This window comes from Pseudoselenomonas caprae (assembly GCF_008271345.1).
In the GTDB taxonomy this organism is placed as follows: domain Bacteria; phylum Bacillota; class Negativicutes; order Selenomonadales; family Selenomonadaceae; genus Selenomonas_A; species Selenomonas_A caprae.
In genome coordinates this window covers 1-23,053 of record NZ_VTOZ01000023.1, presented here as the reverse complement: position 1 = coordinate 23,053, position 23,053 = coordinate 1, and the positions used below count along the sequence as shown (strand labels likewise).

Sequence of the window (23,053 nt, the reverse complement as noted above, 5' to 3'; positions counted from 1 at the left end):
AAAAAATCTGCCTGTCCGTCCCAAACTATCTGACGAAAAAAGTCCCTTAACGGCTTTTAGCGTCCGAAAAAACTCCCGCCTGTTGCCCGCAAGTTGCCCGCAGACACCTCAAAAAACACAGCAAAAAAGACCCGCACAAAAACGCGCGAGCCCTTTAATCTCAATGGCAGAGAGGGTGGGATTCGAACCCACGGTGGCTATTAACCACACTTGATTTCGAGTCAAGCACCTTCGACCACTCGGACACCTCTCCGTGTTCGTTGCGAACAAAAATATTATAGCACACGGTGATAGCATTTGTAAAGGTTTCAAACCATGTTTTCTGATAAGTTTTTTCCTGTTCTTTCCCCTCTTCTCACCACCATTCTTCTGTGTTGTTTGTTTAAAAGTATATTAGATTATCGTCGGTTCGTTATTGCGAAACGCCCTTCTTTCGACTATAATAATAGTGCGGTCCTGCAAGACCGACGACATACAACGGGAGGGTCCGGTGTGAATAGTCTGAATGCCGATCGAGCCGCCACCAGCTTTGCAATGCTGGAAGAGGATTTCTTCCTGTTGCAGACCAAGGCTGAAGATATCCTGTTGGATACGGTGGGACTAGGTCAAAAAATGCAGGAAGCGTTTGAACGTCATGGTGATACCCTGAGCTCCGCAGTTCTGTGGAAAGCATTGCAGCAGCAAGGATAATCCATGGACGTCGAAAAGCGCCCCGGTTTCAACAGAAACCGGGGCGCTTTCAATTTATCCAAGTCAAGTTTTAAACGGTCTGTGCTTCGCTTTTGCGACGCTTGAACTGATACGCCAGCACCGCACCAAACAGCGTCAGGCCGATGGCGTCGGTCAAAAGCCCTGGCTGGATCATCAGCAGGCCGCCCACGACGAGCAGGATGCGCTCCAGCCACAGGCAGTTGGCTGCCAGATAGCCAATCAGCGCCGACGAGAGCGCAATCATGCCCGCCAGAGCCGTGACTGTCGAGAACAGCAGCTCCACTACGGAACCTTCCATCATCAATAGCACTGGCGACAAGACGAAGATATACGGGATGATGAAGGCTGCAATGGCGAGTTTCGACGCATTGATGCCAGTCTTCAAGGCGTTACCGCCACTGATACCCGAACCGGCATAGGCGGCCAGTGCGACTGGCGGCGTGACGTCGGCGATGATGCCGAAGTAGAAGACAAACATATGCGCAGCCAGAACCGGCACGCCCATCTGCACAAGAGCCGGCGCCGCAATCGTCGAAGTGATGACGTAGTTGGCCGTCGTCGGCACACCCATGCCGAGAATGATGGCCGTGATCATCGTGAAGAACATCGTCGGCAGCAGCATCCCGCCCGAGAGCTGCAGGAGCCCCGAGGCCAGCTTGAGGCCGACGCCCGTCTTCGTGACGACGCCGATGATGATACCGGCCGCCGCACAGGCCACGAGCACGCCCAGCACATTGCGCGCACCATTTTCAAGGCCACGCACGATCTCAATCGGTTTCATGCGCGTCGACTTGCGCAAAGCCGAGCAGACGATCGAAAGGACAATGGCAACGAGCGCCGCCCGCATCGGCGTATAGCCCGAGACGAGCAGGTAGACGATGAGGATCAGCGGAATGGCCAGATGGCCGCGCTCGCGGATAAGCGTCATGATTTTCGGCAGCTGGTCGCGCGGGATGCCCTTGAGGTTCTCACGCTTGGCCTCGAAGTGGACGCCGAGCCAGACACCAGCAAAATACAGGAAGGCCGGCACGACAGCCGCCTTGACGATATCGATATAGGGCACACCGACAAACTCGGCCATCAGGAAGGCAGCTGCGCCCATGACCGGCGGCATGAGCTGGCCGCCCGTCGAAGCGGCTGCCTCAACTGCACCCGCAAAATTCTTGTGGTAGCCGAGCTTCTTCATCATCGGGATGGTCAGCGAACCTGTGCCGACAACGTTAGCTACCGAGCTGCCCGACACCGTGCCCATAAGCCCCGAGGACAGAACTGCCACCTTGGCGGGGCCGCCGCTGGCCCAACCAGCGATTGAATTAGCAAGATCGATGAAGAACTTACCGAGCCCCGTCGACTCCAGATAAGCACCAAACAGGATGAACAGGAAGATGAACGTCGACGATACGCCGAGCGGGATACCAAAAATACCCTCGGTCGTAAAATACAGATGACTGACGAGCTGCGATACCGTCAGGCCGCGATGGGCCAGCACCCCCGGCATATACGGACCGGCAAAGGCATAGGCCAGGAACGCCAATACGACACAGACCATCGGCAGACCGACCACGCGGCGCGTCGCCTCGATGACCAGCAGGATGCCCAGCAGGCCGACACCAAGATCGATATCGGAGACCGTGCCTGCGCGCAGCACGAGATTCTGATACTCGTAGATGATATAGGCCGGTGCAGCCGCACCGAGTATCGCGAGCAGCAGATCGAAGGGATGCAGCTTATGGCGCGACCACGACTTGCAGGTCGGATACAGCAGATAGACCAGCGCCAGGCCAAATCCCAGATGGACGCCGCGCTGCAGCTGGGCATCCAGTACGCCAAACGTAGCGGTATACAGCTGAAAGACGGAAAACGCGATGGCGATGGCGGCGACAATCTTCGCCATCAAGCCCGTGTATTCCATGGTGTCGGACTCCTTGTCATATTTCTTCAGGATGTCCTCGGCCTTTTTTGCTTCAGACTCTTTCATAATAACATTCCTTTCCCTAATGGACTGACAAATAGTTCTACCGGCGTTCCCGGCGGATACGATTCATAGAGACGATATCTGCGCCCGCCCAGAGTCAGCGTCAGCTTCGTACCGACGCCAGTCCTCAGCGTGAGACGCGGAAAATGCCGCTCCATGTCATCCATGATGTAGTAATCGCCTTCCTGCCGGAAATTGCCCTCCTGCTCAAGGAAGGGCAGCCCGACGCCAAAAGACTGATATCGTGTCGAGTGAAGGACAAAACTGCTGCCATCTGGAGCCACCGCCAGATTCTCCCAAACCGGCGTCTTCTGCACCGAATGGATGAAATGGATGGTGAATGATGTTCCCGGTGCAGCGGGCACGACTGCCACCCGCTGCCCGCCTGCCTTGACGAACAGGCAGGGCTGGCTCAGCACATCCCCGAGCCCTAGCAATATGCCCAGGATGCACAAGTAAACCGGCAGTCTCCTCAGCTTAGACAATTCTGACACTTCCCTCTCACTAAATATGCCTTCCTCATGCGAGGAAGGCATATCAGCAGCAATCGCTATCGCTTACTCTTTGAAGAACTTCTCTGCACCAGCATTCATCGGCAGGGACATACCCTTCGTAGCGCCCTCTTTCGTGATGAGCTTGCCGACCGAATGAGCGGCCTGCAGACGATCGAGGTTCGAGAAGATGGCCTTGGCAATGTCATAGCCCAGCTTGTCATCGACCTTATCCGTTGCTACGAGCATTGCCATGACGGAAATCGTCTTGACTTCCTCGTCAAAGCCTGCATACGTACCAGCCGGAATCGTCGTCTTCGTATAGAACGGATACTTGGCAATCAGCGCATCTGCCTTGTCGGCATCCACCGGCAGCAGGCGGATCTTGTTCTGCGAGCTGATATCCTGTACCGATGCCGTCGGATAGCCTGCCGTCAGGAAAGCTGCATCGACATTGCCATCCTTGAGGGCACTGGCACCTTCACCGAAGGACAGGTACTGGACCTCGATATCGTTATAGGTGATGCCATAGGCTTCAAGGATCTGACGCGCATTGGCCTCAGCGCCCGAGCCAGCTGCACCGACAGCGACCTTCTTGCCCTTGAGGTCAGCAATCGACTTGATGCCGGATTTATCGAGCGTTACGAACTGGCAGGTCTCCGGATACAGCGTGGCAATGCCGCGGATGTTGTCGACCTTCTTGTCCGTAAACATCTCCGTGCCGTTAACGGCATAATAGGTGATATCATTCTGAACGATAGCCAGATCCACCGAGCCATCCTTCAGCATGTTGATATTCGCTACCGTAGCGCCGGTGCTCTGCGCGCTGGCGTTCATACCCTTGATATCCTTGTTGAGGATCTCAGCCATCGCACCGCCGATCGGATAGTACGTACCAGCCGTACCGCCCGTTGCAATGTTCAGGAACTTCTTGCCGCCGTCATCGCCGCCGCAGCCTGTCAGAAGTGCCGCCGAAACGACCATGGCCATACCAATAGCTGCCAGTTTCTTGAATCTACCAAAGTTCATACAAACGCCTCCCATGTCCTTTTTTGCATACAGTATTATTCATATTTCATATGTAATTATAGCATAGTGCATATACACAAGCAACCGCTTGATTATAAAAAAAAACGATGTATGTAAAGTATATCTGTATACAATACACACATCGTTTCCATATGTCATTCCTGATAGAAGCGCTGCAGCAAGCGCACCAATGCCTGCTGGTCACTTCCGGCCATTGTCTCGCGCGCAGAATGCATGGAAAGGATCGGCACACCAACATCCATCGTGCGCAGCGGCACCAGTGCAGAAGCAATCGATCCCAGCGTCGAGCCGCCACGGCTGTCGCTGCGGTTGACGAACTGCTGCCAGGCAATCCCCTCCTCCTCACAGAGACTGCGCACAATGGCGACGGCCTCGGCATCACCGGCGTACGACTGGCTCGCGGCCTGCTTGATGGCAAGGCCGCCGCCCAGCACCGGATGCACGACAGGGTCGGCCTTATCCACATGATTCGGGTGCACAGCATGCGCCACATCCACCGACAGCATGAAGCCCGCCGCAATGTCGATGAAAAGCTGCTCCTTGGTGAGCCCCAAGGCAGCATAGATGCGCTCCAAGACCTGCATCAGCACTGCCGAGCCTGCCCCCTGCTTCGTATTGCTGCCGACTTCCTCGTTATCGAACAATGCGGCCAGACGCAGTCCCCGGCCCATAGCTTCGGCCGCACAGATGCCATCAAGGCAGGCCTGTACCGAGGTCAGATTGTCAAGGCGCGGCGAAGAGACGAACTCATCGCCCAGCCCCAGCGTGCAGCCCTGCTCCACGGGATAGGCCGACAGTTCATACGAAAGGATATCTGCCGCTGGCACTTCAAGCTCGCCAGCCAGCCAATCCACAAAGAAGGATTTCTCCTTATCTGCTGCCTCATCTGCCGCATCAGCTGTCTCCCGCCCCGCAAAGGCCGCTGCCAGTGGCAGCATATCCGTCTGCGCGTTGAGCTTGCCCTCATCGTTGACCTCACGGTCCATATGGATGGCCAGACTGGGGATCGTCACCAGCGGACGCTCGAAATCCACAAGCCGGATTTCCGGATTGAAGGCATCCTCGCCGCGCAGGACGATCTTGCCCGCCAGCGAAAGAGGACGGTCAAGCCACGAGCGCAGGATGAGCCCACCGTATTTCTCGACATTCAAAAGGCCACACTTCTCCTTGACGATGCCGGCCTGCGGCTTTATGCGGAAACACGGAAAGTCCGTATGGGCCGCCGCTATCCTCAAGGGCCCGTCCGTCTCGCCCACGACAAAAGCCAGTAATGTCGAGTCGTAAACCGTCACAAAGTACCTGCCGCCCCGCTTGAGCTCCCAGGGCCCGGCCAGCGGCAGCTCGGCAAAGCCAGCCAGCCGCAGCCGTGTCGCGCTTGCCTGCACCGTATGGAAAGGCGTCGGGCACTCGGCGATGAAATCAAGCAATTCTTCCGTTTCTACATTCATCCAATCAGTCCTTATTCTTATGATACCTTCATTATAGCACAGCCACCCTCCTCAGGCCGCACCAAGGCCTGTATCGCCTTGGTCGGGCACTTGGCCAGGCATACCGGCTCCGGGCAGTCCCGGCATTTTGACGGGTCAACCACGGCCACGAAGCGGTCGATGGTGATAGCCCCCTGCGTACAGCTGCGCATGCAGAGGCCACAGCCGATGCAGGCGTGCTGGCAGAGCTTCTTGGCCACAGGGCCCTTGTCATGCGAGCTGCAGCCGACCTGTACGGGCGCCGTGAAGGTCTGCAAGGTAAGCAAAGCCTGGGGACAGGTTGCCACACACTTGCCGCAACCCGTGCAGATGGCCTTATTGACTACGGGCAGGCCGTCTTCCCCCATGGACAGCGCCCCGAACGGGCAAGCCCTGACGCAGTTGCCAAAACCGATGCAGCCGTACTTGCAGCCCTTCGGACCGCCCTGTATGAGCTTAGCCGCCGCACAGTCAGGCACACCCTCATAGCACGCGGCCATAGCCGCAGCCGTCTTCGTCCCACGGCACTTCAGCTGTGCGTACTTGGGCTCAGAGGCCCCGGCCTTCTTGCCCGTGAGCTCCGCTACCTTTGCGGCTACCGCTGCTTTGCCCGGCACGCAGAGATCCGGCGGCACCGACTCATCTTCGACGACGGCCTCCGCATACTTGGCACAGCCTGCAAAGCCGCAGGCACCACACTGCCCCTTGGGCAGGATGTCTTCGACTTCATGGATCAGCGGATTGACCTCCATGGCGAATCTCTTATCCGCCAGCGCCAGCACAATCCCGAAAAACGCGCCGACGCCAACGAGCACGACGATTATCATGATTGCTGTGTTCATAGAGTACCTCCTAGCGGCACTTCCCTTGATGGAAGGCCCTTATAACATCCCCGAAAAGCCCAGGAAAGCCAGCGACAGCATGCCCGCCAGAATGAAGGCAATACCGATGCCTTCCAGCGGCTTCGGCACATCGGCATAGGCAAGCTTTTCACGCAGACTCGCCATCAGGATGATGGCCAAGGCAAAGCCCAGCCCCGAACCAATGGCAAAGACAATGCTTTTCATAAGGCTGTAGCTGTTCTCGACGTTCAAGAGCGGCACCGCCAGCACGATGCAGTTCGTCGCGATCAGCAACAGGTAGATGCCCCACATGTTGTAGAGTGCCGGGGCCTGTTTCTTGATGATGAGCTCCAGGAGCTGCACGAAACTTGCCGTCAGCACGACGAAGACGATAGTCGTCAAGAACGTCAGCCCCAGCGGCTGCAGCACAAAGAAGTAAACGATCCACGCGAGGATGGAACTCATGGTCATGACCGAGGTCACGGCCATGCCCATGCCCACCGAGGCACTGAGATTCTTCGAGATGCCAAAGAAGATGCACAGGCCCAGGAACTTCGTCAGCACGAAATTGTTGACGATGACCGCGCCGATAAATAACGTAAGATATTCTGCCATCACGACTCAGCCCCTTTCATCGCCGCCTGACGCCGCGCCTCCCGCGCCCGCCGCTCTTCCACATGCTTGTTCCAGGTCTTGGTCGCCGCCACCAGATAACCGATCAGGATAAAGGCGCCTGGCGGCAATACCATCATGAGCATGGGCTCATAGCCCTCACCGAACACCGGCAGGCCGAGGATTGTCCCCGCGCCGATAAGTTCACGGATTACCGAAATAATCAGCATGGCCAGCGTAAAACCGCAGCCCATGCCAAAGCCATCAGCAAAGGACTTGACCACGCCGTGCTTCGAGGCATAGACCTCGGCCCGCGCCAGGATGATCGCAAAGACGACGACCAGCGCCAGATAGATGCCCATAGCCTTGTAAAGCTCGGGGAAATATGCCTGCAGCACGAGCTGCGCCACCGTGACGATCGTGGCAATCGACGTGATGTAGACCGGCACGCGCACCTTCGGATTGACCCAGTTGCGCACGATCGAGACGACCACATTGTTCGTCGTGATGACGAATGTGACCGTAAGCCCCATCGTCAGCCCGTTGATGACCGTCGTCGTGACCGCCAGGGCGGGGCACAGGGACAAGGCGAGGATGAAGATCGGATTCTCAGCCACGAGCCCCTTGCTGAAGATTTGCCAAAGTTCCTTCATATCATTTCCCTCCCGTCAGCTGCGCGACCTCCTCGACGGCCTGTTTGACGCCCTTGGTCACTGCCCGCGAGGAGATGGTCGCACCTGTCATGGCCTGGATGGCCTCCTTGTCGGCAGGATTCTTCGTGACCGTCAGTTCCGCAGCACTCTTGCCTGCAAACTGCCCGCGAAAAGCCGGTTTCTGTGCATTGTCGCCAAGCCCCGGCGTCTCATTGTGCTCGAGGATATTGTAATCGATGACCTTCGCATCGGCAGAGACCGCCACCAGCAGCTTGATGGTACCGCCATAGCCCTTGGTCTCGCTCGGCACGATATAAGCGGCGGTCTTGCCCCCCTTCTGTGCGGCAAACCAGCCCTCATGACCGTCAACCGGCTGGAAATCCTCCGCATCGGGAACCAATGACTTCATCGACTCCTGCCGCATGAGCTCAGCCTTCTGGGCAGCCACCGGTGCAGTCACATAGTAGACCGAACCGATGACGACGCCTGAGATGAAACACGCCATGGCCAGATTGGCGGCAATCTTCACAATCGAATGTTCCTCAGCCATCATTTGTCACCCCCTGCGCCAAAAATCCGCGGTTTCGTGAAACGGTCGATAAGCGGCGTCACCGCATTCATCAACAGGATGGAATAGCATACGCCCTCGGGATAGCCGCCGATCAAGCGGATCAGCACCGTGATAGCGCCCGCGCCCACGGCAAAGATCACCTGCCCCTTGACCGTCATCGGTATCGTAACCATGTCGGTGGCCATAAAGAACGCACCGAGCATCAGTCCGCCGGCCATCATATGGAACAGCGGATCCCCCGTGAACAGTCCTGCCGGCCCAAATACAAAGGTCAGCACGCCCACCGTTGCAATCATGACCGCTGGCACGATCCAATTCACATAGCCTTTCACAATCAGATAGAGGCCGCCGATGAGCAGCAGCACCGTACTCGTCTCCCCCAGCGAGCCGTTGCGCGTGCCGATGAACATATGCCAGTACATGGCGGCCTGCCCGCCAAAGGTATTCACCAGCGCATCATAGCCCTGCAATTTCAGGATGTTGAGGGGCGTCGCACTCGTCATCGCATCGACGCCGGCGCTCATGTCCTGCATCTTCGACCAGGTCGTCATCGCCACTGGCCAGGATACCATAAGCGCCGCCCGGCCAATATGCGCCGGATTGAAGATATTGAATCCCAGGCCGCCCATGGACTGCTTGGCCACCACGATAGCCAGCACCGAGCCGATAGCGACCATATACGGCGGCAGCAGCGGCGACATCGACATCGCCAGCAGGAGGCCCGTGATGCAGGCACTGCCATCGAAGGCCGTAACCGGCCGCTTGAGCGCGCGCTGCCAGACATACTCAGCGCCTACGGCAAATATGACACCCACAAGCATATTGATAAGTGCGGGGAAACCAAACCACCAGATGGCAAACAGGGCTGCGGGCAAAAGTGCCGCATTGACCTGCCACATGATATGGGAAATCGTCTCATCGTCGCGGATATGCGGCGAGGCAGAAATCGTGTAGCGCGTCTCACTCATTTCCCATCGCCCTCCTTCTTCTTTGCATCAGCCTTGGCCTTGGCTTTGGCCATCTCCGCCCGCACAAAGCCCTTCGCATTCTTGATGTACTGCACGATATTGCGCTTGGCAGGACACACATAGGTGCAGCAGCCGCACTCCACGCAGTTCATAAGCCCGTATTCATCCCGGCAGCCTGCAAAATCCTGTCGCTCCGAAAGAATCGACAGCATGCTCGGCACGAGACCCATCGGGCAGGCCTTGACGCAGCGCCCGCAGCGGATACAGTTCATCTCCGGACCATGCTCTGTGACTTTGCGCGTCAGCGCCAGGATACCCGACGAGCCCTTCATTACCGGCACCTCTGCCGTTGTCTGCGCCATGCCCATCATCGGGCCGCCAGCGATGAGTTTATCCGGCGTCTCGCGCAAGCCACCGCAGAACGCGATGGCATCGCTGAACTTCGTGCCGATGCGCACGCGCAGGTTCTTTGGCTCGGCCACCGCATCCCCCGACACCGTCGTGACGCGTTCCGTCAGCGGCAGGCCACGCACGACTGCATCGTCGATGGCCGCCACAGTCCCCACGTTCTGCACGACAGCCCCGACATCCATCGGCAGCCCGCCCATCGGCACCTCACGATCCGCGATGACCTTGATGAGCATCTTCTCCGCGCCCTGCGGATACTTTGTCTTGAGGGCCACGACTTCGATGCCCGTACCGGCACAAGCCTTCTCCAATGCCGCAATGGCCTCAGGCTTATTGTCCTCAATGCCGATGACACTGCGCTTGACGCCAAGCACCTTGGCAAGGATCTGCACGCCCTCCACAATATGTGCGGGTTCCTCCAGCATCAGCCGGTAATCCGCTGTCAGATACGGCTCACACTCCGCACCGTTGAGGATCAGGATGTCCACAGACTTAGAAGGTTTCAGCTTGATATGCGCAGGGAAAGTAGCACCACCCATGCCAACGATGCCGGCCGACTGGATCGCACCGAGGATTTCCTCAGCCGTCATCGCCTGCCAGTCGCGGCTCAGCGGCAGTCCTTCCACCCATTCATCGGCCCCATCGCATTCGATGACCACCGCAGGACAGCTGATGCGCCCGGAATGCGGCCGCTCCTCGATGCGCACGACCTTCCCAGCCGCCGGCGCATGGATATCCGCATGCATGAACGCCGGACTCGTGCCGATAAGCTGGCCGCGCTTTACCACATCACCCACCTTGACACAGGGCGCACAAGGTGCACCGATATGCTGGCTCAGCGGCACAACGAGTTCCGCTGGCGGTGCCATCACCTCGATGGGTTTATCCTTGGCCAGCGCCTTGCCGTCCTGCGGGTGGATTCCTCCCCAAAAACTCTTGAACATCAACATCACCTCATAGCTTTCGCAAATCTCGCGTCAATCCGCCAGGATTTCGACGATGACGGGTTTCATCTCCTGCCGTCTGGCCACACGGCGGTCAAAGGACCGCACAAAGCCCAAGGCCAATACCAAGGCCACCAGCGCAAGACCTGCACTGCCCTGTGCCGCCGAAACGGACAGGGACGGCGCCAGCAGCCAGCCGGCCGCAGCGCCAAGCCCCGCGGCCAGCAGGGGCAGTACGAATACGACAAATGCCCCGACGAGCACATTCTGCTCCTGCATGGCAAAACGCACGCGCTGACCGGGATGGGCGCCGATCTTGTTGACCGCCTCGACCATCACCTGACGGCTCGACGGACACGCCCCGCAGCTCGTGCACTCCGCATGACGCCCGACTTTTATCTTCGCCAGCCCGTCATAGACCTCGACGACGAGACCTTGTTCCTGTTTCATCTGCTCTCCTCCCGCCTATCGATATACACTTACTCTATTCGACTTCTATTCAAAATATCCTGTTTCCTATCAATTGTGAAAATTATATTTTAAGGAATAGATGCCCCGTAATACAGCAAATTGCAGTTTGACGGTTTAGTTCCAGCCTTCCCCTTACCGAGGGGAAGGTGGGCGCGAAGCGCTCGGATGAGGTGTATGCGTCCGTATGGAATCCTGCTACTACGAAGCGCGGGGTTCACGGGGTAGTACTTTTTCTGTTTCCGCTAAATGGACCGTACGACCAAAACTACGGACTTAGTTACCTGCTCCCGTCACCAGGTCGTGGCGTACACATCGGAGTCTAGCTTATGCGCTTACGGCCCAGTCCTGCTGCGCAGGACAGTCGCTCCAGACAGAAAGAAGCACTACCCCGTTCGCCCCTTTGGTAATGGAAATCTGAGATGGTACGAACCGTTTCTCCCGTAACAAGCACATCGATGTAATTCGTTGCCTATCGCCGGAAAGGAACAGGCTTGTTCCAACATATCGGAGGGCGAGGGTGGGTACACTTTCTTCGTAGACGGAGCGACTGCCCGAACGCAGTGAGGGATGGCCCGCGGTAGATAATCACTAGAACGTTTAGATGTATTGGCGCGCCGCCGGCTTGCCCGGCGCATGTCACTAAGTACGTACAAGGGTATCCGCGCGGGTCATTTAGCGGAGCGGAGAAAAAGAGCACCCACCCTCACCCAAGCTGAGCTGCTCCAAGCCTATTTTCAGCTCGCACGAACATACAAACTGCAATTTGCAAAAAAGTCCGCTGACACTTTCCTGCGTCAGCGGACTCCTACGTATCATATATGTATCTCTCTAATCCGGTTTGAAGTAAACCACGATGCCTGCCCCTTGGTCGACGAGCGTATTCACCGGGATGCTCTGTCCCGTCGCGTAGCCCGATCCTTCGCCCGTAAAGCTCAGCCCCTTGTCGCTGGCAAGCTTGGCTGCCTCGCGCAGGCTCTTACCCGTAAAGTCCGGCATCACGATCTTGCCCTCGGGCACCTCGCCGTCATACGGTTTGACTGGCTTCGGCTGGGGAGTATTCTTGGGCGGCTCCATATTGGCAAATGGATCGCTTGACGGCGCGATGTGCAGATAGCGGAACAGCTGGGAAAAGATGCGTCCCGCCACCGGAGCCGCAATCTGACCGCCGTAGTAGTTGCCCGTGCTCGGGTCGTCAATCATGACCAGCACAGTAATCCGCGGATCCTCGACCGGCGCAAAGCCGCAGAACGAAGCAATATAGCGCCCTTCCATATAGCCGGCACCATCCTCACGGATCTTCTGCGCCGTACCAGTCTTACCGGCAATGCGATAGCCGCGCACACTGGCTTTCTGGCCACCGCCGCTGGCAACGACCTGCTCTAAGAGCCCCACGAGCGTCTTATCGGTGGCCGACTCGATTGTGCGGCGCACCTCTTTGGTCTGCCGCTCCTCATAGACCGAATCATCGGCATTGCGGATGGACTTCACGATATACGGATGCAGCAGGACGCCATCGTTGGCAATCGCCGACATCGCCGTCACCAGCTGCAGCGGCGTCACCGCGATACTCTGGCCGATGGACATCGTCGCAATATCCGAGTCGCGCATATTCTCCGGCTCGAACAGGATGCCGCTCTCCTCGCCCGGCAGATCAATGCCCGTTGCCTCGCCAAACCCGAATTTCTTGGCATAGGCCGTGATTTTCTCCGCACCGAGCCGCAGGCCGACCTGCGCAAAGCCCGTATTGAGCGACTGCTTGACGACATCGGTGAACGTGACGGTACCAAAGCTCGTACCGCTCCAGTTCTGGATGCGTCGTCCCGACACCATGACATAGCCAGGGTCGACAAAGACCTGATTCGGCGTGACAACCTTCTCCTGCAGGGCCGCACCAGCCACCACCGACTTGAACGTCGACCCTGGCTCATAGATAAACGACACCGCACGGTTTTTCCATACTTCCGGCTGATAATCCCAGAACTTGTTCGGATTGTACGAAGGCCGCGAAGCCATCGCGAGCACCTCGCCAGTCTTCGGATCCATGACGACACAGGTGATGGATTTCGGGTTATTCTCGGCCACCGCACGGTCGAGTTCCTGCTCGACGATGAACTGGATGCCGCTATCGATCGTGAGCTCCACCGTCTTGCAGTAGTCACCGCGGTAACGGCGGCTGCTTGTGAAGATTGAGTCTAGGATAGGGCGGTCCTGACGGTCAGTCGTCAGATACTTTTCCTTTATCTCGCCCTTGAGCAGGCCATCGAGCGCCTGCTCAACACCATCAAGTCCCTTGTCATCTGTACCGACAAAGCCCAGCACATTAGCCGCAAGTGCATCGTTCGGATAGTAGCGTTTCGCCTCATCACGGAATCCCAGGCAGGACTGATACGACTTCTCGCGGATCAGCTTGCGCACAGCCTCATACTCCGTCTGCTCCATGCGCCGCTTCACCCAGACAAAGCCGCCGCCCACATTGATGTCGTCAAGGATTTCCTGCTCCGGCTTGTCGATGACTGACGCCAGATCTGCCGCCAGCACAGCCGCATCCTCGACATGGTTCGGGTCGACATAAAGCGATTTGGTCATGGTACTGACCGCGAGCTCCCGCCCATTGCGGTCAAGGATTGCACCGCGCGGCGACTGGATGGCATAGTCATGCCCGACTTGATTCTTCATGCGCTCGGAAAGCTCACTGCCCTGTATGAGCTGCAGCCAGCCATAGCGCAGGACGACAACGCCCAACACGAGCAGCATCAGCATCGCCAGCCAGGTAATATGCTTTTGTGTCGTGTACCGTCTCTTATTCATTCCCTTTTATCACTCCCGGCGCCCACTGCTTTTCAGCAGCGTATCCCGCAGGCGCCCCTCGATCTGTACCAGCTCGGCCTCGGCCGCTTGGCGTTTCGCCCGGCCCTCCTGCTGGATTTTGATTGTCTCTTCAATGGTGGCCACCAGCCGTTCATTGACCTCGCGCACCGTCTCGATATCGACCACGCCGCGCTCATTCTCACGAGCCGTCTCCACCGTATTCTGCTGCAAGAGCTCGGCATTGCGGCGCAAAAGCTCATTGGTCGCATCCGTCACGGCGCGCTGCATCTGCAGCGTCTGCTGCTGGGCCGACAGCCCTAAAGCAATGACCATCTGGTTCTTCCAGAGCGGTATCGTGCTGTAAATAGCCGTCTGCACACGGTCGATGAGCGCCTTGTCGTTGTTCTGGATCAAGCGGATCTGCGGTGCCGTCTGGATGGCGATGGTCTTGCTGATCTTGAGATCATGGACCTTCTTTTCAAACCGCTCGACGCTGCCCTCGAAGTCTGCCACGACCTGCACGGCCATCGGATCATTTGCGGCAGCCGCCTGCGCACGCAGCTTCGGCAGCGTCACCTCACGCATCTCCGTGAGCTTCTCCTCACCAGCCTGGATATATACCTGCAGCTGCTTGAAATACGCCAGATTCTCATCGTAAAGCTTATCGAACAGGACGACGTCCTTCATCATCTTGATCTTGGCCTGCTCAAGACTGCTCTGGATGCGCTCCACCTGCACCGAGAGCTTGTCATAGCCATTCTTGATGTCCTCAGCCTTGCTGGCCAGGCCACCGATGAATGGCAGCTTGCCCAAAAAGCCGCCGGGCTTATGCCCCTCAAAGCCGCGCACCTCAGTCACCAGGCTGCCCAAAAGCTCCCCCACCGGGCCACTGTCCTTCGTGCGCACCTGGGCGAGCACGCCATCGGCAAACTCAGCGATCTTCTGCTGGGCTGGCGCGCCGAAACTCAGCACCGCCGTCGAATCCGTGAGGTCGATGCCCGCCTTTATCTTATCGGCCTGCGCCCGCTCCTCCGGCGTCAGCTGCAGCGTCTGCTGCTCGACCTGCGCCGCCAGCGCCTCGTCTGCTGCCACAGGTGCCTTTGCCCCTGCAGCTTCTTGCTTTGCTTTCATGAGATCTTCCAGATTGATGTCCATCGTCGTCACCTCAAAACTCAGCGGTAGTACTTCTCATAAAAATCGTCCACGGGCATGAACAGATAGCGGACGCCCTCGATAAAGCCGATGAAGCCCGGCAGGAACGTCCAGAACAGGACCAGATACATGATGCCCGCAAAGGTCTTGCCCCGGTAAAACTTATGCGCACCGATGCAGCCAAGGAATATGGCCAGCAGGCTCAGGATGATCTTCTCCTTGACGACCTCACCACGCACAGCCGGCGGTACGATGCTGTAACTGCCCTGGCCGCTCTTATTGCGGCCAGAACGCCCTTTGCCAAAGGTAAAAGGGATATCCTGCCGCGGAGGACGCTTAGCCTGCGCCGCCGGCTGCTTTTTCGGCTGCGGCCGGCTGGGATCATCGGCAATCCCCTCCGACTCCAGATGCTGCTGCATCACCGTCATCTCGGCCTCCATGTCCATGAGCTGAGGCCCCATGACCTTCTCGAACTCAGCCGCATAGGCCTCGTCAAAAGCCGCCAGCGTCTCCTTGAGCCGCGTGCGCACCTGCCGCACCTGCTCGGTCTCGAGCCGTGTCTGCTCGAGCTCATGGAACTCCTCGCTGAGGCTCGCCGCCCGGTCCTGGTAATAGTCGATGAACCGTCGCGCCACAGGCACGCGGTCGGGATGCTTCTCCAGGTAATCCAGCATGCACGCGGACTCCTGCTGGATGGTCGTGAGCTGCCGGCTCAGATCTACGTCGTGGATCTGCCGCCGCACCTTCTCGATGCGGTCATAGTCTGCCAGCGCCTTCTGCCAGCTTGCCTCGGCCGCCCGCGCCTGCTCTGTCGATAGCTCCTCGGTCCGCAGCCTGCGTCCCTCGCTTTCGCGGCCGGCCCGCACGCCTTGCACCAGCGACCAGCCGCCAGCAAACAACGCTGCCATCCCGAGCCGTGGATAATCGCCACTGACCCAGAATATGCCTGCGCCCAAGAACAACACACCTAGTCCTATATATAGATTCCGCATAGCGACAATTCCTCCCTGCCGTCTCACGAAAAAAACTAGTAAAATCTGACATTTATATCATACCACAAAACATCGCGAAACAACACCAAGACAAAAGCCCTCCCCCGCAGGGGAAGGCTTTCCTCACCAATGATATTTCTCTCCACGATTGATTTTAAAGCAACGGTAGATCTGCTCAACGAGCAGCAGCCGCACCATCTGGTGCGTGAACGTCAGCTGCGAGAAGCTGAGCTTCTCATCGGCCGCCGCCCGCACCTCCTTCGACAGGCCAAACGCACCGCCAATCAGGAACGTGATATTGCTGCGTCCCTGGATGCCGAGCTGGTCGATTTTCTCCGCCAGCTTCTCCGACGGCATTTCCTTGCCATACACATCGAGTACAAACAGATAACTGCCCGCAGGCACGAGCCGCAGGAGCTTCTCGCCCTCCTTGGCCAGTACCTGCTCCTTCTCGGCAGCCGACGGTTCATCAGGCATCTTTTCCTCGTGGATTTCCTTTATTTCCACCTGAGCGAACGGACGCAGGCGCTTCATGAACTCCGCGATTCCCGCACTCAGATATTTTTCCTTGATCTTGCCCGCACAGACAATCGTAATCTTCATTATTTATTGTCCTGCGGCATTTCCTCGAGCACCACATCCACCGTGCGCTCTGCCCCATTGCGATCATACGTCACCTTGACCGTATCGCCGACCTTATGCTCGGCAATCTTGGCGCGCAGATCCGAGACGCTGTTCGTCTCCTCGCCATTGAGCTTCAGGATGATATCGCCGCGCTGCAGGCCAGCCTTGCCGCTCGGGCCATTGAGCGTGAGCTGGAATACATAAACGCCCTTGTCAATGTTGAGCTGGTAGCCATAACGGCCAGCCGTCTGCGGATCGAAGACCGTTACACCGAGATACGGACGGGCCACATAGCCCTTGCTGAGGATTTCATCGATAACGTTCTGCACCGTATTCGTCGGAATCGCAAAGCCCATGCCCTCGACGCCGCTGGCAGCCACCTTGGCACTGTTGATGCCAATGACCTTGCCGTCGGCATTGACGAGCGCACCGCCCGAGTTGCCCGGGTTGATAGCCGCATCCGTCTGCAGCAGCTTGACGCGCTTATCGCTGATGTCCAACGTGCGGTTCAAAGCACTGATGACACCGCTCGTCACACTGCCCTGGAACTCCAGGCCCATCGGATTGCCGATGGCGATGGCCGGCTCGCCGACCACGATCTTATCCGAATCCGCAAACTCAGCTGCTGGCAGCTTGCCGTCGTCCACACGTACAACCGCCAGATCCGTCATCTCATCTGCACCGACCAGCTTGCCCTTGAGGCTGCGACCATCGGCCAGCGAAACGATGATTTCCCTAGCACCGCTGATGACATGGTTATTCGTCACGATATAGCTCTTGCCATCATCGTTCTTGAAAATGACGCCCGAGCCCACGCCCTCGGTCTCGACCGGATTATTGAACCAGTCACGCGCAATGGCCTTGTTTGTGATGCCGACTACCGCCGGGCCAACCGCCTTGGCCGCACGCACGACCGGCGTATTGCGCGCATCCGAAAGGTTTGCCTCATTAGCGGCCGTCTGCTGGGCCACTGCGGCCGCTCCCGACGGCGAACTATCGCTATTCCCCGCCGTACCAGCCGAGCACCCCGAGAACGATACCACCGACATCGCAATCAGCAAAGCGCCGATAATGTTTTTCTGTTTTTTACTGCTATTTACCTGAAAGAACGATTTCATGCAAAATCCCTCCCGAATTAATTTCTTACCATTGATACGGTTTCCGTCTGGCTAGCCACCGCAAAATCAAGCGCAATCCCCTGCCGGGATAGGATGCCCTGTACCGTATCCTGCGCCAGCTCCGGCCGGTTGTTCTCCTCCGACAGGTGCGCGAGGAAAACCTTCTCGGGCTGCTTGCGTAGCCGTGCAAGCGCCCAGGCCGCATCCGAATTGGCCAGATGGCCGCGGTTCGACAGGATGCGCCGCTTAAGCGGCCATGGGTACGAGCCATTCTTCAGCACCTCAGGATCGTGGTTCGCCTCCAGCACCAGCACATCCGCACCATCAATAGCCGCCTGTACGCTCGCCGTCACAAAACCAAGATCCGTCGCCAGAGCCATGCACTTTGACCCCTGCACACGATACCCAACAGGATCTGCCGCATCATGCGAGGTCGAAAACGGCATGATTTGCACGCCATGCAGGCGAAAACCATCTTCAATCGGCTGCAAGCACTCCACAGGCAGCTGCGCCCGGCAGCTCATATGCGCAAACGTCGCCCGCCGCGTGAAGATGGGCAGATGATACCACTTCGACAGCGTCGTAAGCCCTGCAATATGGTCGCGATGCTCATGGGTGATCAGCACACCATCGAGGGTCGCCGCATCCACATCCAGTGCCGCAAGAGCCTTCTTGATCCGCGTCGCACTGATACCTGCATCGATAAGCAGCCGGCAGCCATCCATCTCTACATAGACCGCATTGCCCTTGCTGCCACTGGCCAGCACCGAAACCTGCATACCTTACTTTCTCCTATCCTAATCCTTGATTCTGTAAACTACCTGCAAACAATAGGCGCCAGCTTCGCCTTCAGTCTCTGCGAATACTGCCTTGCGCCCTTCTCATTCAGATGCGTCGCATCACCAAAACAATCCGTCTCGTAAACCGGAATCTCTTTAGACACTATGACACCACATTCATCTGCCAACTCAGTCAAATATACTTGATACTGCGCCAAATACCCTGACTGCACCACCCTTTGATAGCTATGATTTGTCATCGGCGCTTGTTCGATCAGCAATTCTATATTGTGTTCTTTACACAAGTCTGCCAGCCGCTTCAAATATATCTCCATGGTCGGCAGCACATGAAATTCCTGCATCGATGCAGCAACATTCAATGAGGTATTCTCCCCTCCGGACTGAATGGCCTCCCAACCATTATTCTGATAAAAATTTCTTTGATCGGCCGCCACATCATTCCCGCCTGCTAACATGCGGTTACAAAAATCAAACCCATAAATCTGCGGCATATACGCTTCAAACGCAAGCCGTTTCAATTGAAGGGTTTTCTTTTCGCTCACACTGAGACCATCCTGCTCAAAACGTATGTCTTCCACTTCTTTTTCTTGCGCCTTAGTCAAATAATGGAAACACATAGTCCGGCTGCTATATGCTGCTATGTCGCTATAAAGTGTCGGAATGAATTGTACCACTACCACCTGCGGTTTATATGCGTGGTTCTCTAAATATGCGGCTAGCGAATAATAAGCTTCAATAGGCGACCCGCCAACCAACCCCAAATTCAAACATTTTTTTCCAATTTCCTGAGGAATCCCCGCTGATTTCATCGTCGAATCGCCGAGCAGCAGTATATCAGCCTCGCCCTCCTGGCACATAACAGCCTGCTTTTGAAAATACCATGAATTATAGCCATCTCCCATATACCAGGAAAACGGCACTACAATAATTGCTCCCCATAAAAGCAGCATAACACTTAACACGCCAAAAATAAATGTATATACAAATCTTTTATTACTCAAACGTATAATCTCCCCACACGCTTAAAACTGGAAGTATAAAAACTCACTATACTCATTCATCTTCAGCAAAGAAATCACAAACAGGATTATCGCTGCCGCCACCCATTTTTTATTCGGGGTAAAGTTTTTCATCATAGCCAGCGGCGTTGGTACTAGCAATACCAGCAGCATACCAGCTAATACAAACCGAAAACACTTCGCCACTTCACCATGTATCAAAGAAACACTACCGTAGCTATGGATGTCAACCATGGCAGACAGATAAGCTATTGCACCGGCAAAATCATTTGCCCGAAAGACTACCCATCCAATAACAACACACAGGAAAGTCATCGTCCAGGCTAACCCACGCGGCAAGGAAATAGATAAGCGGCGCCATTGATGGTTGATCATCAACAGCAGGCCATGCCAGCCCCCCCAAAGGATGAACGTCCACCCAGCTCCATGCCAAAAGCCTACGAGCAGCATCGACAGGAATAAATTACGCATTTTCTTGATTTCACCCTGCCGATTTCCGCCCAAAGGAATATACAGATACTCTTTTACCCAGGCACCTAACGTCATATGCCAACGACGCCAAAAATCCACAATACTTGTTGCCCGATATGGCGCATTAAAATTCGTCGGAAATTGTAAATTGAGCATCAATCCCAAGCCAATGGCCATCTCACTGTAACCAGAGAAATCAAAGTACAACTGCAAAGTATATCCTAATGCCCCCACCCAGGCAGTGACAAAATCCAGCGCCCCCGCCTGGGAGAATATTGTGCTCACCCACGGCGCTAAACTATCTGCTAAGACAACCTTTTTGAAAAGGCCCAAAGAAAACAGCACTAAGCCCTGTGCAATATTCCCATAATCAAGCCGATAAGACTGTACCGCCATGAACTGCGGATGCATCGACCGATGACTAATGATCGGACCCGCTATCAAATGTGGAAAAATCGTTACAAATTCAAAAAAGCCCACAACATCGCCAGTAATTGTCTCCCCACGATAGGTATCCACCAAGTAGGCAATCTGCGTAAAAGTGAAAAAAGAAATTCCCAATGGCAGTATGACATGCGGTACATCGATAACTGCTGCACCTGCTAACGCATTGAAAGTATCCGCAAAAAAGCCAGCATACTTGAACCACCCAAGCAAACACAAATCACCGGCTATACCCGCAACAAGCCAAAATTTCTTCATCCCCTTACGGGAAATTTGACAACTGATTTTGTAATTAAACAATATCGACAACAGCAACAATGCCAGATAGCGATAATCCCACCAGGCATAAAAAAATAACGATGATATCACTAACCAGAACTGTGCTGGTTTCCTTCCATATCGTTTTGCTATCACAAAAAAACAGCAAACTACAATCGGTAAAAAAACACATATAAAAACATATGAATTAAACAGCATGAATCCCTACACACCTCATCCTTGTCTTTCCTCTCTATTCTCTCGAATCCGATTACAAGGAAAATCTATTTCTAAATCTTGCAGTTCATTCTCCTTTACTCAACATACTGCTTTATAATACGTTTAATTTCATTAGAGAATACGCGATTACCATTTCTATTCAAATGCGAATTATCTGCAAACATATCATTCGTATACATAGGAATATCTGTCTGCACAGGAATCCCATACTGATCACGAATGTCTTCCATATAAGTTTTATACGTGACTAGATATCCCGATTCCTTCAGTTTTTCTATGCCATATTCTCCCATAGGGAACTGGATAATCATCACAGGAATACCATTCGTCTGACAAAGCTGTATCGTCTCCCGCAAATAAAAATCCAACGATGCTAGCGGCGAAAAATCCATAGCCTTGGTTTCTTCTGGTCTTACTTGATCCGCAGGATCCTTTACAGCCTCTAAAAACATTGCACCACGCTGTTCTGCCAGCTGCGCATATTCCACCTCATTGGCCACCTTAGCATTTTTACGTAGATTATGCAAAACACCTGTCAGATAGATTGCCGGAGAACGATATTTATATTTGATGTATTCTCCAGTCATATCCTTGCCATCATATTTCCGTATATTCTCATTAGCTTCTTGCACTTCATCTTCTGATAAGTAATGAAAGTACAAACTTCTCTCTGTATAATTTTCCATATGCGTCAAATGTGTCGGCGCATAGCCAATGATAACCAGCTTAGGTGCATCATTATTTTTCAGATACCGCTGCAGCGAATAATACATATCTATCGGGTTACAACCAGATAACGCCATATTATAGGCAGATTCGCTAAGTATTGCCGGATCCACGCCAATCTTCATCCGTGAATCTCCCAACAACAAAACATCCACATTTTCATGTTTGCTCTGGGTGAAATCTTTTTGTTGCAGCCAAGATCCGTATTCCCCCGCGGTCATATAATACATATCTGGCAAAATCCATGTCAGGCTGTAAATAAGCAAAACTATCCCAACGACTACGCCGCTTATGCCTAACACAAAGCGTTTACTATTCATATCTTTCCCTCATTTTTAAAATTGAAAATACAAAAACTCCGTGTAGGTATTCAATTTATACAAGGATATCAGCAACAACGATAATATCAACACAAACCATTTCCAATTCGCCTTGAATCTCTCCATTAAGCAAATTGGATTCGGTATAACAGCCAGTACAATAGACAAGCCTGCCATATTCCACAAAATACGGTCCAATGGTTCACATACCCGCCACACATCGAAGCTTACACCATACGGAACAAGGAACGCTAACAATTTCGGGAAATTGCCCTGATCCGGGAACACAATGTTATGGACATCCGTCATAGCACCTAATATCGCTATGGCATCGTGAATGGATGCCGCGCGGAAGAACACCCACGCAATCACGACACTGAAAAACGTCATCCCCCAGCACAGAACTGCCGGCAGCTTGATATTGAGACGACGCCACTGATGATTGATCATCAGCAAAGCACCATGAATGCCACCCCAGATGATATACGTCCAGCCAGCTCCATGCCATAAGCCAATCAGCAGCATGGACACAAACAGATTTCGCATCTTACGCCATTCGCCATAGCGATTTCCGCCCATCGGGATATATAAATAATTCTTTACCCAGGCACCCAGCGTCATATGCCAACGACGCCAAAAATCAATAATTGACGTAGCTTTATACGGTGAGTTGAAGTTGACAGGGAATTTCAAATTGAACATCAAGCCTAATCCAATCGCCATCTCCGAGTATGCCGAAAAATCAAAATACAATTGGAAGGTATATCCCAATGCACCTGCCCAGGCCTCGATAAACGAAAGCTGATCAGCTTTTGTAAATATATCCCCTACCCAAGGAGAGAGATTATCCGCAATGACCGTTTTCTTGAACAAACCAAGCGTGAACAGCGAAATGCCCTTTGCTATATTCGTATAATTT

General features: G+C 54.9%; 22 protein-coding genes and 1 tRNA gene. 1 reads left to right on the top strand and 22 read right to left on the bottom strand.

The window, feature by feature from the left end; translation table 11 throughout:
* Window positions 1–164 precede the first annotated feature (164 nt).
* A tRNA-Ser gene (locus FZ041_RS10580) sits at window positions 165–253 on the bottom strand.
* A gap of 239 nt (window positions 254–492) precedes the next feature.
* Here FZ041_RS10580 and FZ041_RS10575 point away from each other — a divergent pair.
* The gene (locus FZ041_RS10575; protein WP_075443660.1) at window positions 493–690 is read left to right on the top strand and encodes a hypothetical protein; all 198 of its coding nucleotides are present in this window, start codon (window positions 493–495) and stop codon (window positions 688–690) included.
* A 70-nt stretch (window positions 691–760) separates the two neighbouring features.
* Here the strand turns inward: FZ041_RS10575 and FZ041_RS10570 are convergent, their stop codons facing one another.
* From FZ041_RS10570 to FZ041_RS10470, 21 genes are all read right to left on the bottom strand, one after another.
* Window positions 761–2,689: a TRAP transporter permease gene (locus FZ041_RS10570; protein WP_149189527.1), complete on the bottom strand. Its 1,929-nt coding sequence runs from the start codon at window positions 2,687–2,689 to the stop codon at window positions 761–763.
* The gene (locus tag FZ041_RS10565) at window positions 2,686–3,162 is read right to left on the bottom strand and encodes a DUF1850 domain-containing protein (RefSeq protein WP_255449359.1); all 477 of its coding nucleotides are present in this window, start codon (window positions 3,160–3,162) and stop codon (window positions 2,686–2,688) included. Before FZ041_RS10565 ends, FZ041_RS10570 begins: the two co-directional genes overlap by 4 nt.
* Window positions 3,163–3,243: 81 nt before the next feature.
* Window positions 3,244–4,206 carry a TAXI family TRAP transporter solute-binding subunit gene (locus tag FZ041_RS10560; protein WP_075429445.1) on the bottom strand — a complete coding sequence of 321 codons (963 nt, stop codon included), beginning with the start codon at window positions 4,204–4,206 and terminating at the stop codon, window positions 3,244–3,246.
* 155 nt (window positions 4,207–4,361) lie between these two features.
* The gene (locus tag FZ041_RS10555; RefSeq protein ID WP_075443656.1) at window positions 4,362–5,675 is read right to left on the bottom strand and encodes a M18 family aminopeptidase; all 1,314 of its coding nucleotides are present in this window, start codon (window positions 5,673–5,675) and stop codon (window positions 4,362–4,364) included.
* Window positions 5,676–5,692: 17 nt separating this feature from the next.
* Window positions 5,693–6,535 (bottom strand): RnfABCDGE type electron transport complex subunit B, encoded by an 843-nt coding sequence (gene rnfB, locus FZ041_RS10550; RefSeq protein ID WP_149189525.1) that lies wholly within the window; start codon window positions 6,533–6,535, stop codon window positions 5,693–5,695.
* Between the two features lie 39 nt (window positions 6,536–6,574).
* Window positions 6,575–7,150: an electron transport complex protein RnfA gene (locus FZ041_RS10545; RefSeq protein ID WP_149189524.1), complete on the bottom strand. Its 576-nt coding sequence runs from the start codon at window positions 7,148–7,150 to the stop codon at window positions 6,575–6,577.
* Window positions 7,150–7,800: an electron transport complex subunit RsxE gene (rsxE, locus tag FZ041_RS10540; RefSeq protein ID WP_149189523.1), complete on the bottom strand. Its 651-nt coding sequence runs from the start codon at window positions 7,798–7,800 to the stop codon at window positions 7,150–7,152. Before rsxE ends, FZ041_RS10545 begins: the two co-directional genes overlap by 1 nt.
* A gap of 1 nt (window position 7,801) precedes the next feature.
* Window positions 7,802–8,353, bottom strand: coding sequence for an RnfABCDGE type electron transport complex subunit G (locus FZ041_RS10535; protein ID WP_255449356.1), 552 nt, complete (start codon window positions 8,351–8,353; stop codon window positions 7,802–7,804).
* A complete protein-coding gene (locus tag FZ041_RS10530) occupies window positions 8,350–9,339 on the bottom strand; it encodes an RnfABCDGE type electron transport complex subunit D (RefSeq protein ID WP_149189522.1) in 990 nt (329 codons plus the stop codon). Before FZ041_RS10530 ends, FZ041_RS10535 begins: the two co-directional genes overlap by 4 nt.
* Window positions 9,336–10,691, bottom strand: a complete 1,356-nt coding sequence (gene rsxC / locus FZ041_RS10525; protein ID WP_149189521.1) for an electron transport complex subunit RsxC — start codon at window positions 10,689–10,691, stop codon at window positions 9,336–9,338. The genes FZ041_RS10530 and rsxC overlap by 4 nt, the downstream gene beginning before the upstream one ends.
* A gap of 33 nt (window positions 10,692–10,724) precedes the next feature.
* Window positions 10,725–11,141 (bottom strand): SoxR reducing system RseC family protein, encoded by a 417-nt coding sequence (locus FZ041_RS10520; protein WP_075443646.1) that lies wholly within the window; start codon window positions 11,139–11,141, stop codon window positions 10,725–10,727.
* A gap of 849 nt (window positions 11,142–11,990) precedes the next feature.
* Window positions 11,991–13,970: a penicillin-binding protein gene (locus tag FZ041_RS10515; protein WP_149189520.1), complete on the bottom strand. Its 1,980-nt coding sequence runs from the start codon at window positions 13,968–13,970 to the stop codon at window positions 11,991–11,993.
* Window positions 13,971–13,979: 9 nt separating this feature from the next.
* Window positions 13,980–15,125, bottom strand: coding sequence for a toxic anion resistance protein (locus FZ041_RS10510; RefSeq protein WP_149189519.1), 1,146 nt, complete (start codon window positions 15,123–15,125; stop codon window positions 13,980–13,982).
* A 17-nt stretch (window positions 15,126–15,142) separates the two neighbouring features.
* Entirely contained in the window at window positions 15,143–16,114 is a 972-nt protein-coding gene (locus FZ041_RS14585) for a 5-bromo-4-chloroindolyl phosphate hydrolysis family protein (RefSeq protein ID WP_149189518.1), read from the bottom strand.
* A 123-nt stretch (window positions 16,115–16,237) separates the two neighbouring features.
* Window positions 16,238–16,717: a 23S rRNA (pseudouridine(1915)-N(3))-methyltransferase RlmH gene (gene rlmH / locus FZ041_RS10500; RefSeq protein WP_149189517.1), complete on the bottom strand. Its 480-nt coding sequence runs from the start codon at window positions 16,715–16,717 to the stop codon at window positions 16,238–16,240.
* Complete coding sequence (locus FZ041_RS10495) at window positions 16,717–17,856, bottom strand: S1C family serine protease (protein WP_149189516.1); 1,140 nt, start codon at window positions 17,854–17,856, stop codon at window positions 16,717–16,719. Before FZ041_RS10495 ends, rlmH begins: the two co-directional genes overlap by 1 nt.
* A gap of 17 nt (window positions 17,857–17,873) precedes the next feature.
* Window positions 17,874–18,635, bottom strand: coding sequence for an MBL fold metallo-hydrolase (locus tag FZ041_RS10490; protein WP_149189515.1), 762 nt, complete (start codon window positions 18,633–18,635; stop codon window positions 17,874–17,876).
* A 38-nt stretch (window positions 18,636–18,673) separates the two neighbouring features.
* A complete protein-coding gene (locus tag FZ041_RS10485) occupies window positions 18,674–19,657 on the bottom strand; it encodes a hypothetical protein (RefSeq protein ID WP_149189514.1) in 984 nt (327 codons plus the stop codon).
* 21 nt (window positions 19,658–19,678) lie between these two features.
* Window positions 19,679–21,067, bottom strand: coding sequence for an MBOAT family O-acyltransferase (locus FZ041_RS10480; protein ID WP_149189513.1), 1,389 nt, complete (start codon window positions 21,065–21,067; stop codon window positions 19,679–19,681).
* A gap of 95 nt (window positions 21,068–21,162) precedes the next feature.
* Window positions 21,163–22,134, bottom strand: a complete 972-nt coding sequence (locus tag FZ041_RS10475) for a DUF1574 family protein (RefSeq protein ID WP_149189512.1) — start codon at window positions 22,132–22,134, stop codon at window positions 21,163–21,165.
* A gap of 15 nt (window positions 22,135–22,149) precedes the next feature.
* Window positions 22,150–23,053: MBOAT family O-acyltransferase (locus tag FZ041_RS10470; RefSeq protein WP_149189511.1), on the bottom strand; the 904-nt coding region annotated here is incomplete at its 5' end.